Raw genomic sequence first — 13,859 nt, forward strand, 5'->3', positions numbered from 1 at the left:
CTCCCGTGCGCACCCGTTACTCGGCCGAGCCGAGGTCGGCGGCCCAGGGGTAGTAGAGGTAGATGAACGAGGCGGGCACCCCGGTCACCGACTCGTCGAGGTAGAGCCGCACCGCGAGGTCGTTGATCGGCACCCACGGCTGCTGCTGCATGACGAGCGCCTCGGCCTCGACCGTGAGCTCGGCCCGCTTCTCGGGGTCGCTCTCGGCGTAGGCGGCGTCGATCGCCGCGTCGATCGCGGGGTCGGAGAAGCCGGAGTAGTTCTGCTGGCTGCCGGTGTAGGCGACGTTGTCGAGGTGCGCGAGCGGCGACGGGCTCGACAGGTAGTTCGTGGTGACGAAGCCGTCGTAGCCCTTGCGCGCCTCGGGGTCGGAGAAGAACGCGCCGAACTGCGCGCTCGGCACGCCGGTCGGCTCGAGGGTGAGTCCGAGCTCCTTCGCGCCGTTCGCCATCTCGTTGAGGATGTCGGCGTAGAACGCGCGCTCGCTCGGGTAGGCGATCTTGATCGGCTGCGAGAGGTCGACCGTCGCCGCCTTCAGTTCTTCCTTGGCGGCCTCGAGGTCGTGGCTGAGGTCGGGCAGCTCGGCGTCGCGCAGCTCGGCGACGTCGGGGTAGTGGTTCCACGGCCCCTGCGGGACGATCGAGCGCGACGGCGTGCCGGTGCCCTCGTAGACGGTGTCGGCGATCGCCTGGCGGTCGGTCGCCCGGGTGAGCGCACGTCGCACGGCGGGGTCGCCGAAGGTGCCGTTGCCGGTCGAGATGATGGCCATGATCTGCATGCCCTGGCCGTACGAGAGCGAGCCCGTCGCACTCGAGGAGAGCTGGCCGAGCGCGGGCAGCGGCACGTCGTACGAGCCCTGGATCTCACCGGTCGAGAGGCCCGTCGCGATCGCGGTCGGGTCGACGACGAAGCCGATCACGACCTCCTTGGCCTTGGCGCGCTTCTCGGCGTTCCAGTAGCCGTCGTAGCGGTCGAGCGAGATCGACTGCCCCTGCTTCCACTCGCCCACCTGGAACGGCCCGGTGCACATGACGCCGGCCTCGGGGTTGCCGTAGTTCTCGCCGGCGGCCTCGCGCTGCTTCTGCTGCACGACGGCGCCGAGGTTCGTGGCGAGCTCCTCGTCGAGGATGGTGTTCGGCTCCGACAGCGTGAGCGTCACCTCCCAGTCCCCGGTCTTCTCGATGCCGATGACGTCGGCGAAGCTCGAGGCGAGGTAGCTGCCCTCGGCGGGGTCGAGGTGGCGGTTGAGGCTGTAGACGACGTCGTCGACGGTCATCGGCGTGCCGTCCCAGAAGGTGACGTCGTCGCGGATCTGGAAGACGTAGGTCTTGGCGTCGTCGGACACCTCGTAGCCCGAGGCGAGGTTCGGCTCGACCGAGAAGTCGGGCTGCATCTGGAACAGCGATTCGCAGAGGTTCGAGATGATCGTGTTCTCGGGGTAGTTGAACGCCTTCACCGGGTCGAGCGTGGCGAGCTCGCCGTAGGTCGAGTTCCACGTGACCGTGTCGATCTCGCCGGTCGCCTCCGGCGTGACCTGCAGGAGCTCGGCGTCGTCGAGCGCCGGCCCCGCGTCGCCGCCCCGGTCCGCCGTGCAGCCGGCGAGCCCCAGGCTCGCGACCGCGAGGAGCGCGATCGATGCCCTCGTCAATGCGGTTTTCACTGTGTCCTCCTGAGCTTCTTCGTTGAATCCCTCGCTGTGTGGTGCGATGAGCTACGGCGACGGTACTAGGAAAATCGATTCTTGTAAATCGATTCCCTGAATCGATTCTTCTTCCTGTCCCCCGGGCGATCCGCTTGCTACGCTGTGCGGGTGTCCATCGAAGCCGCCAGACCGACCATCAACGACGTGGCCCAACGCGCCGGTGTGTCGCGCACCACGGTCTCGAACGCGCTGAACGGCAAGGGCACGATCGGCGCCGAGACCATCGAGCGGGTCAAGCGCGTCGCCGACGAGCTCGGCTACGAGCCGAACGCCGTGGCCCGGGGTCTCCGTCAGTCGAAGCTCGGCGTCATCTCGCTGCTCATCAGGCCGCTCGAGTCGCTCGACACCGCGCTGCCCGAGGGCGTCGACTACTTCCTCCGGTTCGCCGGCTCCGCCGCCCTCGCCGCGATGGACCACGGCTACTCGCTCATGCTCATCACCGACCCGGCGAAGCCCGGCGCGCCGCCCTCGTCGCTCGCGGCCGACGGATGCCTCGTCGAGGCCCCGATCCGCAACGACCCCGCCCTCACGCTCCTCGACCGCAAGCGCATCCCGTTCGTGGCGGTGGGGGTCGACCCGGCCAGACCCGACGACTTCCCCGCGATCGCGCAGCAGACCGAGCGCGACACGTTCCTCGTGCTCGACCACCTGCGCGAGGCCGGGGCCAGGCGGATCGCACTCGTGACGGGCACCGACGAGAACTCCTGGAACACCCTCGCGCGACGCGGCTACGAGAGCTGGGCCGCCCGTCACGGCATCGAACCCGTGATCCGCTCCCTCGACGAGACGAGCGGGGTCGACGGCGGCCGCGCGCTCGCGCACGAACTCCTCGCCGGCCAGACCCCGCCCGACGGCGTGTACTGCCTGACGGGCCGGCACGCGGCGGGTCTCGTCGCCGGGGCCGGCGAGCTGGGCCTCCGCGTCCCCGACGACCTCCTCGTCGCGGCCGGCTCCGATGCGGTCGTCACCCGCACCTCGACGCCCACGATCACGGCGCTCGACATGCGCCCCGTCGAGACGGCACGGCTCGCCGTCGAGTCGCTGATCCGCGTGCTCGAGGGCGAGCCCGTCGACTGGTCGCTCATGGATCCCGAGAGCCTCCTCGTGGTCCGCGACTCGACGTCTCGGCGCTGAGCCCGGCCGAGGCATCCGCTCGCAGCCGACTCACCGTTCGAGGCCGTAGGCTCGATGGCACCGCCAACCCCGAGCTGCAGAGGAGTCCGCCTGCCATGAGCGACGCCGCGAACCTTGACGTCTTCAACCGCCGCGAGTCCGAGGTGCGCGGTTACGTGCGCTCCTTCCCGACCGTCTTCGACCGCGCCACGGGCTCGACCCTCATCGGCGCCGACGGCCGCGAGTACCTCGATTTCTTCGCCGGCGCGGGCGTCCTGAACTACGGGCACAACAACCCGCTGTTCACGCGTGCGCTCATCGAGTACCTCGAGCGCGACGGCATCATCCACGGGCTCGACATGGCGACCTCGGCCAAGCAGGCGTTCATCGAGGCGTTCGAGCGGCACATCCTCGAGCCGCGCGGCCTCGACCACAAGCTGCAGTTCACGGGCCCGACCGGGGCGAACGCCGTCGAGGCGGCGCTGAAGGTCGCCCGCCAGGCGACCGGCCGTTCGACGGTCGTCGCGTTCACGAACGCCTTCCACGGGCTCAGCCTCGGCGCGCTCGCCGCGACCGGCAACAGCCACTACCGCGAGGCGGCGGGCGTCTCGCTCGACGACATCGTGCGCCTCCCCTACGACGGCTACCTCGGCGACGGCATCGACACCCTCGACCTGTTCGAGAAGATGCTCGGCGACCCCGGATCGGGACTCGACCTGCCCGCCGCCGTCATCGTCGAAGCCGTGCAGGGCGAGGGCGGCATCAACGTCGCGAGCGTGCCGTGGCTCCGGCGCCTCCGCGCCATCACGGCCGAGCGCGGCATCCTGCTCATCCTCGACGAGATCCAGGCCGGCGTCGGCCGCACCGGCGCGTTCTTCGCCTTCGAGGCCGCGGGCATCGTGCCCGACCTCGTCACGGTGTCGAAGTCGATCTCGGGCTCGGGCCTGCCGATGTCGCTCGTGCTGCTGCGCCCCGAGGTCGACGTGTGGAAGCCGGGCGCCCACACCGGCACCTTCCGCGGCAACAACCTCGCCTTCGTCTCGGCGCGCGTCGCCCTCGAGAACTACTGGGCGAACGACGAGTTCGTCGACGCGATCGCCCGCACCTCGTCGGTGCTCGCCGCCGAGCTCGAGGAGATCGCCGCGGCGAACCCCTCGCTCGGCCTCACGGTTCGCGGCCGCGGCCTCATGTACGGCCTCGTCTGCGACGGCGACCCGACGCTCGCCGGGCGCATCTCGAAGGAGGCGTTCACGCGCGGCCTCGTCATCGAGACCTCGGGCGCCCACGACGAGGTGCTGAAGTTCCTGCCCGCGCTCACGATCGGCGAGGACGAGCTGCGACGCGGCCTCGCGATCGTGCGCGAGAGCCTCGCCGCGGTCCTCGCGGCCTGAGCCGGCGTCCGTCGGCATGACCGAGATGGATGCCCCGGGCACGCCCCGCGTGCTCGGGGCCACCGTCGACGACCAGACCCGGTGCGTGCACTATCGCACCGAGGTCGACATCGTCGCGATCCGCTTCGCGTGCTGCGGCGAGTACTACCCCTGCCACGCCTGCCACGAGGAGGCCGCCGGCCATCCGGCCGAGCAGTGGCCGCTCGCCGAGCGCGGGCGCGAGGCGGTGCTCTGCGGCGTGTGCCGCACCGAGCTGACGATCGACGCCTACCTCGCCGCCGATGCCTGCCCCGCGTGCGGTTCGCGCTTCAACGAGCGGTGCCGGCTGCACACCCACCTGTACTTCGAGGCGAGCTGACACCGGAGGACGGCAGGTCCTGCCTCGGGGAGTGACATCGGCTGCCACTGCGGGCAGCATGGGCGCCATGCAGATTCTCGACTGGCTCCTCGACGCCGATCCGGCCATCCGCTGGCAGGTGCTGCACGACCTCGCCGACGCCCCCGCCGACGAGGTCGCCCGTGAGCGCGCGCGCGTCGCGACCACGGGGTGGGGCGCCCGCGTGCTCGAGCTGCAGGACCCCGGCGGCACCTGGGGCGGGCACGAGTACGGAGCCCGTGGGGCCCGCGACGGCAGCCACTGGACCCTGCAGCTCCTGCGGAGATTCGGTGCCGATCCCGCCGCCCAGCCGGTGCGGGCCGCGATCGAGCATGTGAGCACGGGCGTGACCTGGCGGAAGTTCGACGACCGCCCGTACTTCGCCGGCGAGGTCGAGGCCTGCGTCAACGGCGGCGTCCTCGCCGCGGCGGCGTACTTCGGCCGCCCCCGCGCGGAGATCGACGGACTCGTCGACCGCCTCCTCGGCGATCAGCTCGCCGACGGCGGATGGAACTGCGATCCGCCGGAGCGATCCACCGCGTCGTCGGTCGACACCACGATCTGCGTGGTGGAGGGCCTGCTCGCAGTCGAACGCGCCGTCGGCGACGTGCCCGCGGTGACCGACGCCCGACGCCGCGCCGAGGAGTACCTGCTCGAACGGCGGCTCTTCCGTCGCCGTTCCACCGGCGCGATCATCCGGGGGCGCTACCTCGACCTGAGCTTCCCGCCGTACTGGTTCCACGACGTGCTCCGGGGCCTCGACCACTTCCGCGACGCCGGCGTCGCAGACCCCCGGCTCGCCGACGCGGTCGAGGTGCTGCACGAGCTCCGCGGCACCGACGGCCGATGGGTCGCCGGGGTGGGCCGACGGGGCCGAGTGCTGATCGAGGTCGAGGAGGGGGTCGACGACCCCAGCCGGTGGAACACGCTGCGCGCACTGCGGGTGCTCCGCTGGCTCGAAGGGTCCTGACCCGCCATCGCCCGATCACGGCGAGGGGCGGAGGCCACGTGGCATCCGCCCGCGCCGTGCGAACTGCGTCAGCCGTTCAGGGCGACCGCCTCGACCTCGGCGCCGAGCCGCTCGGGACGCGGCTGCGACGGGTGCGGGGGGTCGAGGAGCTCGGCCTGCAGCTCCCACAGCACCACCTTCAGCTCTTCGCGGAGCTCCGCGTACGCGGGGTCGAGGTAGACGTTGTTCACCTCGTCGGGGTCCTGCTCGAGGTCGTAGAGCTCCCACTCGGGCGGGTAGCTGTGCGCCGAGGCGCCGGGCAGGCCGAGCCCGTCGTTGTAGAAGTAGATGAGCTTGTGGCGGTCGGTGCGCACCCCGTAGTGGGCGAAGGCGTGGTGGTTCACGTCGTCGTTCTCGAAGTAGCGGTAGTACATCGCGGGCCGGGTGGGCCGCTCGGGCTCGTCGGTCAGCTGCGGCCAGAAGCTCTGGCCCTGCATCCGCGGGTGCGAGGCGACCCCCGCGCTCTCGAGGATCGTCTGGGCGAAGTCGACGTTCGTGATGATCTGCTCGAGCGGTTCCTCGCGGTGCGAGATCCGCGACGGGCAGCTGATCACGAGCGGCATCCGCAGCGACTCGTCGTACATGAAGCGCTTGTCGAACCAGCCGTGGTCGCCGAGGAAGAACCCCTGGTCGGAGGTGTACATCGTGAGCGTGTCGTCGAACTCGCCCCGCTCGCGAAGCCAGTCGATCACCCTGCCGACGTTGTCGTCGACGGAGGCCACGCACGCGAGGTAGTCCTCCATGTAGCGCTGGTACTTCCAGAGCGCGGCCTCCTCGTAGTCGAGGCCCTCGGGCGGTGCCTGCTTGAGGTCGGTGAGGGTCAGGTGGTCGGCGATGCGCATCGCCGCACGGTGGGCGGCCGACGAGCGGGTGCGGTAGTCGTCGGTGAACGTCGCGGGCACCGGGATCGGCTCCGAGTACATGCCCCGGTGCCGCTCATCGGGCTGCCACGGTCGGTGCGGCGCCTTGTGGTGGATGAGCAGGCACCACGGCTCGTCGCCCTCGAGCGACTCGAGCCACGCGAGCGACAGGTCGGTGATGACGTCGGTGGCGTAGCCGTCGACGATCCGCACGCCGTCCTCGGTGAGGATCTGCGGGTCGAAGTACTCGCCCTGATCGCGCAGCACCGCCCAGTGGTCGAAGCCCTCGGGGTCGTGGCCAGGCCCCTCCCCCATGTGCCACTTGCCGATGATCGCCGTGCGGTAGCCCGCCTCGCGCAACTGCGAGACGAAGGTCGGCTGGCTCGCGTCGATCGGCGTCTCGAGCGTCGTGACGCCGTTGACGTGGCTGTAGGTGCCGGTCAGGATCGACGCCCGGCTCGGCGTGCAGAGGGCGTTCGTGCAGAAGCAGTTGTCGACGCGGACTCCGGCGGCGGCGATCTCGTCGATGCGCGGGGTTCGGTTGACGATCGAGCCGTACGCGCCGATGGCGTGGGAGGCGTGGTCGTCGGTCAGGATCAGCAGGATGTTCGGGCGGCGTTCGGTGGAACTCATCGATCTCATTCGTCTGGTGGGCAGAGGGCAGGGCGAGGCATCCGCAGCCCGCTGGGCCGCACGGCGGAGCAGGCGCTCCGCCGTGCGACGGGGGTGCGGTCGGCGGCGGCTGCTACTCGCCGGCCTCCACGAACTGCTCGCCGAGGGAGTACTCGGCGGGGTCGAGCGGGTCGGTGACCTTGCCCGCGGTGACGAAGTACTCGTTCAGGGCACTCAGCCACGTCACGACCGTCCCGTCCTCGGTGAGGCCGTCGACCTCGGCCGCGGTCATGTACTTCGCGTTCTCGGCCTCGACGGCGAGCGCGTCGGCCTCGATCTTGAGCATCTTCGAGGTCAGCTCGATCGTCTCGTCGAGGTTCTCCACCCGGTAGTCCATCGCCTTGCGCAGCACGGCGAGCACCTTGGCGGTCGCCTCGGGGTGCTCCTCGACGAACGAGGGGCCCGCGACGAACGCGCTCGGGAACGCGACCTCGTCGATGAAGTCCTCGTTCTCCGCGAGGATCTCGAGGTCGGGCACCTGCTCCTGGATGGTGTCGATGAGCGGGTACCAGATCCCGGCCGCGTCGACCTGCTTCGACGCGAACGCCGACACGACGGTCGCCGGGTCCATGGCGACCTTCTCGACGTCGTCGATCGTCATGCCCGCAGAGCGGAGCGCCATGGTGAGGATCATGTCGCCGGAGGTGCCCTCGGGCACCGCGACCTTCTTGCCCTTCAGGTCCTCGATCGAGGTGATGCCGGCCTGCGCGATCACGCGGTCGGCGTTGCCGAGGCTGTTGATGGCCGCGACCTTCGCCTGGCCCGAGGCGGGCAGCCACATCGCGCCGGGGCCGATGTAGCCGAAGTCGAGGTCGTCGGTGCCGAGCGCCTGGATCTGCAGCGGGCCGTTCGTGAAGACCGGCGTCTCGACGTCGATGCCGTGCTTCTCCCAGAGGCCCTGGTCCTCGGCGATCGCGAGCAGGCTCGCGCCGTTGAAGTCGGCGATGTAGCCGAAGCGGACCTTCTCGAGCTCGGCGGGGGCGCCCGAGCCGGAGTCGCCGGCGGCGCTGCTGGAGCAGCCGGCGAGGGCGAGTGCGACGACGGCGGCTGCGGCGGCGGCGAAGAGGCCGCGCGTGCGGGGGGTGCGGGTCATGGATCTTCCTCGATTCATGCTGTCAGGCGACAGCGGTGGGGGTCGTGCCGGGGTTCTGGTGGTAGACCGCGTTCCAGACGCGGTTGCGGAGCGCCGTGAACTCGGGGCTGAGCCGCATCTCCTCGGTGCGGGGGTACGGCAGGTCGACGTCGACGATGTCGAAGATGCGGCCGGGTCGTGCGGCCATCACGACCACGCGGTTGGCGAGGTACACGGCCTCGTCGACGTCGTGCGTGATGAAGACGACGGTGCGCTTGTCCCGGTTCCACGTCTCGAGCAGCTGGTCCTGCAGGGTCACCCTGGTGAGGGCGTCGAGCGCGCCGAACGGCTCGTCCATGAGCAGGATGCTGGGGTTCACCGCATAGGCGCGGGCGATCGCGCAACGCTGCTTCATGCCGCCCGAGAGCATCTTCGGGAGGGCGTCGGCGAACTCGGTGAGCCCGACGAGCTCGATGAAGTGCTCGGCCTTCTCGCGTCGTTCCTTCGCGCCGAGCCCCGCGGTCTTCAGTCCGAACTCGACGTTCTTGCGCACGGTCAGCCAGGGGAACAGCGCGTACTGCTGGAAGATGACCCCGCGCTCGGGGCCGGGGCCGTCGACGGCGCGGCCGTCGACGAGCGCCTCGCCCGAGCTCGGCCGGTCGAGCCCGGCCAGGATGTTCATGAGCGTCGACTTGCCGCAGCCCGAGGGGCCGACCACCGTGATGAACTCGTTGTCGGCGACGTCGAGCGAGACGCCGCCGAGGGCGACGAACTCCTCGCCCTTGAGGTCGAAGGTCTTCGTGACGTCCCGCACCGAGATGCGGGCGTCGGTGAGCGTGGTGGTGGTCATCGTCGTTCCTGCCATCCGGTGAGCTTCGTCTCGGCGTAGAGCAGCACCCGGTCCATGAGGAGCCCGAGGATGCCGATCACGATGAGCCCGACGAAGATCGTCGGGAGGTCGTAGTAGAGCTGCGCCTGCTGCATCCGGTAGCCGAGGCCCGCCTGCGCGGCGATGAGCTCGGCCGCGACGAGGGTCGCCCAGGCGGCGCCGAGGCCGACGCGCATGCCCACGAGGATGAACGGCACGGAGGCCGGGACGACGACGCGGAGGAAGATGCCGGCGTCCTTCGTGCCGAGCACCCGCGCGGCGTTGATCAGGGTGCGGTCGATGTTGACGACGCCCTGGAACGTCGAGATCACGCAGGCGAAGAACGCAGCGAGGAAGATCACGAGGATCTTGGGCTCCTCGCCGATGCCGAGCAGCACGATCGCGAGCGGGATGATCGCGAGCGGCGGGATGGTGCGGAAGAACTGGATCCACGGCTCGACGAGGCCGCGCGCCCAGGCGTACCAGCCCATCAGGAAGCCGACGGGGATCGCGACGAGCGTGCCGAGCGCGAAGCCGATCAGCACGCGGCTGAGGCTCGCGGCGGTGTCGGCGAGCAGGGTGCCGTCGATGAGCAGTTCCCAGCCGCGCACGGCGACCTCGACGGGCGAGGGCAGCCGGAGCCCTGCGGCCGAGAGCGCCCACCAGAGCAGGATGCCGGCGGCGACGCTGAGGAGGTTCAGCAGGAGCATGCGGCGCCGGGGCGCGGCATCCTTCGCCTTCGCCGTCGCCTTCGCGCGTTCGGAGGCATCCCGGCGCTTCACGGTGGCATCGGTCAGCGCGACCATGGGCGGCCTCCTCGGTTCAGGGGGGACATCAGGGGGTGCTCCTTCGCAATCGGGTGGCCGCGGGGGCGACGTTCGTCGCCGACTGGTAGCCGGCGAGCAGGGGGGAGTTCTGGAGGACGGCGATGATGCCGCCGATCGCGCCGCCCTCGTCGCCGAGCACGGCGCCGCGGATGCGCGGCGAGTACTCGCCGACGGGCAGCAGTTCGTAGGCCGTGGTCGCGGCGGCCTGCTCGTGGATGACGTCGGAGATCTGGGCGACCTCGCCGCCGACGACGATCTCGGAGGGGTTCAGTGCCACCGCGAGCGAGCCGATCACGCGGCCCACGGCCTCGCCGGCGTCGCGGAGCACGCCGACGACGAGCGGATCGCCCTTCGCGGCCGCTGCCGCGACGTCGTCGAGGGTCGCCATCGGCGCCCCGGCCTCGGCGCAGCGCCGGAGGATCGCGCCGATGGAGGCGACCGTCTCGAGGCAGCCGCGCTTGCCGCACCGGCAGAGCTCGCCGTGCCCGCCGAGGCTGATGTGGCCGAACTCGCCGGCGAGCCCGGAGGCGCCGGTGACGAGGCGACCGCCGACGACGAGCCCGCCGCCGATGCCGTCCGACAGGCGGAGGTACAGCAGGTGCTCGACCTCGGCCGCGCTGTCCCAGGTCGCCTCGGCGAGGCCGGCGAGGCGGGTGTTGTTGTCGAGCAGCACCGGCGCCCCGAAGCGGTCGGCGAACGCCGTGCGCATGAGCACCGCGCCGGCGCGGCGCGCCTCGGCCACGGGCTCCGAGGGCTCGTGCGGCACACGGGGCGAGAACGGCCCGGGGAACCCGATGCCGACCCCGAGGACGCCGTCGAAGTGGAGCCCGCGCTCGACGCCCATGCGGTCGACGAGGTCGAAGGCCGCATCGATGCGCTCCTGCCACGACGCCGTCGCGTCGTAGGCGACGACGTCCGAGGCGATGAGGTCGTGGGCCGCGTTCGCGACGACGATCCGCACGCGGCGCCGGCCGAAGTCGACGCCGAGGTACTGCCCGGCGGCGGGGTCGAGGGTCAGCTTCTCGGCGGGCCGGCCGCGGCCGAGCCTGGGGGTCTCGTCGTCCGAGACCGAGATCACGCCGCGCTCGAGCAGTTGCGACGTGATCTCCGAGAGGGTGGTGCGCGAGAGGCCGATGCGCGCGGCGAGCTCGCCGCGGGTCATCGCGCCGTGCTCGCGCAGCACCTGGAGGACCCGGTCTTCATGGGTCCGTCTGACGAGTGCGTGCACTCCACTGGGCAAGGTCACACGGACACGCTAAGAGGGCCGATTTTTTCCGTCAACACACCGACATAATTCGCTTCGAAATCCGTCACGCGCCGGACGAATGGCTCGCCGAGCCCGCCGTCGGCCCGGAGCCGAACGACGAACGGCGAACGGCGAACGGGCGCGATGGTCATCGACCATCGCGCCCGCCTCACCGCTGCCGGCCCGGCGCAGGGCCGGTGGCGTCGCCCGTCAGCGCTTGCCCGGGACCGTCACCAGGACCGTTCCGGCCACCACCGGCTCGGCGCCGCCGACGGTCACCTCGAGCTGCCCGACGTGGGCGCCCGAGGCGTGGAAGTTGCGGCTCGTGCTACCCGTGTAGGCCGAGTTCTGCGTCATGGCGACGATGTCGCTCGCCGCCGTGCTCGCGAGCGCGACCGGCTGCCGCGTGCCGTCGCTCCAGACCAGCTCGGCCGTGACCTCCGCCGGCACCGTGCTCGGTGCGATCACCCGCCAGTCGATCTCGGCCTTCGACGACCTCGGTCGGTCGCCGGCGGCCGCGGGCGTCGCGGTCACCGGCGTGCGCGTCACGGTCGGCGCCGCGTCGATCCGCCAGTCGACGGTCGCGGTCGGGAAGAAGTTCACACCCTGCACCGTCATCCGCGTTCCGAGCTGGCCGGTGCGCTCGACGAACTCCGCGAGCACCTTGCCGCTCTGCGGGGTCCAGCCGGCCTCCGCCGTCGCGAGCAGGCGCGGGAAGGTGTAGAACTGCGCTTGGTCGACGCCCCGGATGAACTCGCCCCAGAAGGCCGCCTCGACGCCGAGGATCGCGCTCTCGGGCACGCCGGCGATCTGCGTCGCCGGGTTCCAGTTGTACGCGTTCTCGAGGGTGCAGGGGCCACCGCACGCCCAGGTGCCGCCGAGCGGCTGACGACCGTCCTGCTTCTGCGGCATGTAGGTCTTGTTCGCGGGCGACATGATCACCTTCGCACCGCGGGTGTTCACGGCGTCGCGCACGGCGGCGCCGTTGCCGGTCCACAGCTGGACGACGGCGTCGTCCTCGGGCAGCGACGTGCTCGCGTACTCGTTCCAGCCGACGACGGTCTTGCCGAGGTCGGCGACGGTCGCGCTCGCGAAGTCGACCATCTTCACGTAGTCGGCGTGCGAAGTGGTGTGCGCCTCGTCACCGCCGATGTGCAGGTACTCCCCCGGCGTGAGCTCGGCGACCTGCCGCAGCACCTCGGCGATGAAGGCGTAGGTGTGCTCGTTGTTCGCATCGAACGACGAGTTGCCGACGTCGCCGGTGCCCTGGTGCGGCACGGTGACCTCGCCGGGCTTCGGCTTCGGGCTCGACCCCGCCGAGTTCAGCTGCGGGATGGCGTGGAGCGCCGCGTTGGTGTGGCCCGGCAGGTCGATCTCGGGGATCACCGTCATGCCGTTCTCGCCCGCGTACGCGACGATCGCCCGGTAGTCGTCCTTCGTGTAGTACCCGGTCCGCCCGAGCTCGGTGCCCATCAGCTGGCCCGCCCGGTTGTAGGTCATCGCGGTCGCGCCGCTGATGCCGGTGAGGTCGGTGTAGTCGATGCCCGAGGGGTTCTCGGCCGGGGTGTCCATCGCGATGCGCCAGCCTTGGTCGTCGGTCAGGTGCAGGTGCAGCCGGTTCAGCTTCAGCGGGGCGGCGCTGTCGATCAGCCGCTTCACCTCGTCGACGGTGTAGAAGCTGCGGGCCGTGTCGACCATGAGGCCGCGGTGCTCGAAGCGCGGGTAGTCGCTGATCGAGACGAACGGCACCGACCACTCGACATCGGTACGCTGCTCCGACTCGATCCACGCGGGCAGCAGCTGGCGGAGGGTCTGCACGCCGTTCAGCGCACCGGCCTCGGTGTCGGCGGCGAGCTCGATGCCGCCGGCCCCGACCTCGAGCGTGTAGCCCTCGGCCTCGTGCCCGGCGGGTGCGTTGCCGTCGGCGACCGAGATGTCGATCGCCTGCCCCTCGGCCTCGGCGACGATCGGCAGGGCGAACCCGGTCGAAGGCCGCATCACGTCGGCGAGGTACTCGGCCGCCGCGATCGCGTCGCCGGATGCCTCGATCTCGACCTCGTCCGTGAGCACGAGCGCGCCGTCCGCACGCTCGAGCGAGACGGGTGCCGGCACGAGCGGCAGCTGCGGCTCGGGCTCGGGCAGGGGTGCGTCGTAGACCCGGAACTCGGAGATCGAGTACCCCCAGGTCGACCAGCGGGTCATCCCCTGCATGCGCACGAAGCCGACCGGCTCGTCGACGTCGAGGCTGAGCTCGTCGACGCGCGGGCAGGTGGCCTGGGCGGTCCGCTCGGCCTGCGTCGTCCATTCGACGCCGTCGACGGAGGTCTGGATGCGATAGGCGCGGGCGCAGGCGTTCGGCCATTCGAGCACCACGGTCGCGACCTCGGCGGGCTCGGCGAGTTCGAGCTGCACCCAGCTCGCGTCGACGTACTTCGACGACCACCGGGTCGAGGTGTCACCGTCGTTGACGTGGGCCGGCACGAATCGGGCGTCGTCGAGCTCGGTCGACGAGGCGGTGGCGACGGCGTCGAGCGCGAGGTTCGCGGGCATCGCCGCACGGAGCGCGGTCGGTCCCGCCGTCGCCGGCGCCTCTGCGGCGGTCGCGGCGAACGGCGCGGCGGGCACGATGAGCGCGGCGGCGAGCACGCCCGCCGCGAGTCGGAATCTGCGTGGCATGAGGTCTCCTCGTCGAGAATCTGGGAATCGCGCCTCACGCTATGGAG

The 13,859-nt window shown here is 71.0% G+C and carries 12 protein-coding genes; 4 read left to right on the forward strand and 8 right to left on the reverse strand.

Features of this window, described 5'->3' with window-relative positions:
- Positions 1 to 16 precede the first annotated feature (16 nt).
- Positions 17 to 1,660, reverse strand: coding sequence for an ABC transporter substrate-binding protein (locus ACFVAJ_RS04005; RefSeq protein ID WP_376941510.1), 1,644 nt, complete (start codon positions 1,658 to 1,660; stop codon positions 17 to 19).
- Between the two features lie 150 nt (positions 1,661 to 1,810).
- Between ACFVAJ_RS04005 and ACFVAJ_RS04010 the strand changes: the two genes are divergently transcribed.
- From ACFVAJ_RS04010 to ACFVAJ_RS04025, 4 genes are all read left to right on the forward strand, one after another.
- On the forward strand, positions 1,811 to 2,836 hold the full coding sequence (locus tag ACFVAJ_RS04010; RefSeq protein ID WP_376941511.1) for a LacI family DNA-binding transcriptional regulator: 1,026 nt from the start codon (positions 1,811 to 1,813) through the stop codon (positions 2,834 to 2,836).
- Positions 2,837 to 2,931: 95 nt separating this feature from the next.
- Positions 2,932 to 4,206, forward strand: a complete 1,275-nt coding sequence (gene ectB, locus ACFVAJ_RS04015) for a diaminobutyrate--2-oxoglutarate transaminase (RefSeq protein ID WP_376941512.1) — start codon at positions 2,932 to 2,934, stop codon at positions 4,204 to 4,206.
- A 16-nt stretch (positions 4,207 to 4,222) separates the two neighbouring features.
- Positions 4,223 to 4,564, forward strand: coding sequence for a CHY zinc finger protein (locus tag ACFVAJ_RS04020; RefSeq protein ID WP_376941513.1), 342 nt, complete (start codon positions 4,223 to 4,225; stop codon positions 4,562 to 4,564).
- Positions 4,565 to 4,631: 67 nt separating this feature from the next.
- The gene (locus ACFVAJ_RS04025; RefSeq protein ID WP_376941514.1) at positions 4,632 to 5,552 is read left to right on the forward strand and encodes a hypothetical protein; all 921 of its coding nucleotides are present in this window, start codon (positions 4,632 to 4,634) and stop codon (positions 5,550 to 5,552) included.
- A gap of 68 nt (positions 5,553 to 5,620) precedes the next feature.
- Here ACFVAJ_RS04025 and ACFVAJ_RS04030 read toward each other — a convergent pair whose 3' ends face one another.
- The 7 genes from ACFVAJ_RS04030 to ACFVAJ_RS04060 form a co-directional block, all read right to left on the reverse strand.
- On the reverse strand, positions 5,621 to 7,084 hold the full coding sequence (locus tag ACFVAJ_RS04030; protein WP_376941515.1) for a sulfatase: 1,464 nt from the start codon (positions 7,082 to 7,084) through the stop codon (positions 5,621 to 5,623).
- A 112-nt stretch (positions 7,085 to 7,196) separates the two neighbouring features.
- Positions 7,197 to 8,216, reverse strand: coding sequence for an aliphatic sulfonate ABC transporter substrate-binding protein (locus tag ACFVAJ_RS04035; RefSeq protein ID WP_376941516.1), 1,020 nt, complete (start codon positions 8,214 to 8,216; stop codon positions 7,197 to 7,199).
- A gap of 22 nt (positions 8,217 to 8,238) precedes the next feature.
- Complete coding sequence (locus ACFVAJ_RS04040; protein WP_376941517.1) at positions 8,239 to 9,045, reverse strand: ABC transporter ATP-binding protein; 807 nt, start codon at positions 9,043 to 9,045, stop codon at positions 8,239 to 8,241.
- Positions 9,042 to 9,869 carry an ABC transporter permease gene (locus ACFVAJ_RS04045; RefSeq protein ID WP_376941518.1) on the reverse strand — a complete coding sequence of 276 codons (828 nt, stop codon included), beginning with the start codon at positions 9,867 to 9,869 and terminating at the stop codon, positions 9,042 to 9,044. Before ACFVAJ_RS04045 ends, ACFVAJ_RS04040 begins: the two co-directional genes overlap by 4 nt.
- Positions 9,870 to 9,897: 28 nt before the next feature.
- A complete protein-coding gene (locus ACFVAJ_RS04050; RefSeq protein ID WP_376941519.1) occupies positions 9,898 to 11,136 on the reverse strand; it encodes an ROK family protein in 1,239 nt (412 codons plus the stop codon).
- Positions 11,133 to 11,288, reverse strand: a complete 156-nt coding sequence (locus ACFVAJ_RS04055) for a hypothetical protein (RefSeq protein ID WP_376941520.1) — start codon at positions 11,286 to 11,288, stop codon at positions 11,133 to 11,135. Before ACFVAJ_RS04055 ends, ACFVAJ_RS04050 begins: the two co-directional genes overlap by 4 nt.
- Before the next feature lie 58 nt (positions 11,289 to 11,346).
- A complete protein-coding gene (locus ACFVAJ_RS04060; protein ID WP_376941521.1) occupies positions 11,347 to 13,812 on the reverse strand; it encodes a family 20 glycosylhydrolase in 2,466 nt (821 codons plus the stop codon).
- Between the last annotated feature and the right edge of the window lie 47 nt (positions 13,813 to 13,859).

Source organism: Agromyces sp. NPDC057679 (assembly GCF_042799635.1).
GTDB lineage: Bacteria > Actinomycetota > Actinomycetes > Actinomycetales > Microbacteriaceae > Agromyces.

Coding starts and splice junctions, on each gene's coding strand:
- ACFVAJ_RS04040 (WP_376941517.1), bottom strand. CDS start 9,045: ATGACCACCACCACGCTCACCGACGCCCGCATCTCGGTGCGGGACGTC.
- ACFVAJ_RS04025 (WP_376941514.1), top strand. CDS start 4,632: ATGCAGATTCTCGACTGGCTCCTCGACGCCGATCCGGCCATCCGCTGG.
- ACFVAJ_RS04045 (WP_376941518.1), bottom strand. CDS start 9,869: ATGGTCGCGCTGACCGATGCCACCGTGAAGCGCCGGGATGCCTCCGAA.
- ACFVAJ_RS04035 (WP_376941516.1), bottom strand. CDS start 8,216: ATGACCCGCACCCCCCGCACGCGCGGCCTCTTCGCCGCCGCCGCAGCC.
- ACFVAJ_RS04030 (WP_376941515.1), bottom strand. CDS start 7,084: ATGAGTTCCACCGAACGCCGCCCGAACATCCTGCTGATCCTGACCGAC.
- ACFVAJ_RS04060 (WP_376941521.1), bottom strand. CDS start 13,812: ATGCCACGCAGATTCCGACTCGCGGCGGGCGTGCTCGCCGCCGCGCTC.
- ACFVAJ_RS04055 (WP_376941520.1), bottom strand. CDS start 11,288: ATGACCATCGCGCCCGTTCGCCGTTCGCCGTTCGTCGTTCGGCTCCGG.
- ectB (WP_376941512.1), top strand. CDS start 2,932: ATGAGCGACGCCGCGAACCTTGACGTCTTCAACCGCCGCGAGTCCGAG.
- ACFVAJ_RS04020 (WP_376941513.1), top strand. CDS start 4,223: ATGACCGAGATGGATGCCCCGGGCACGCCCCGCGTGCTCGGGGCCACC.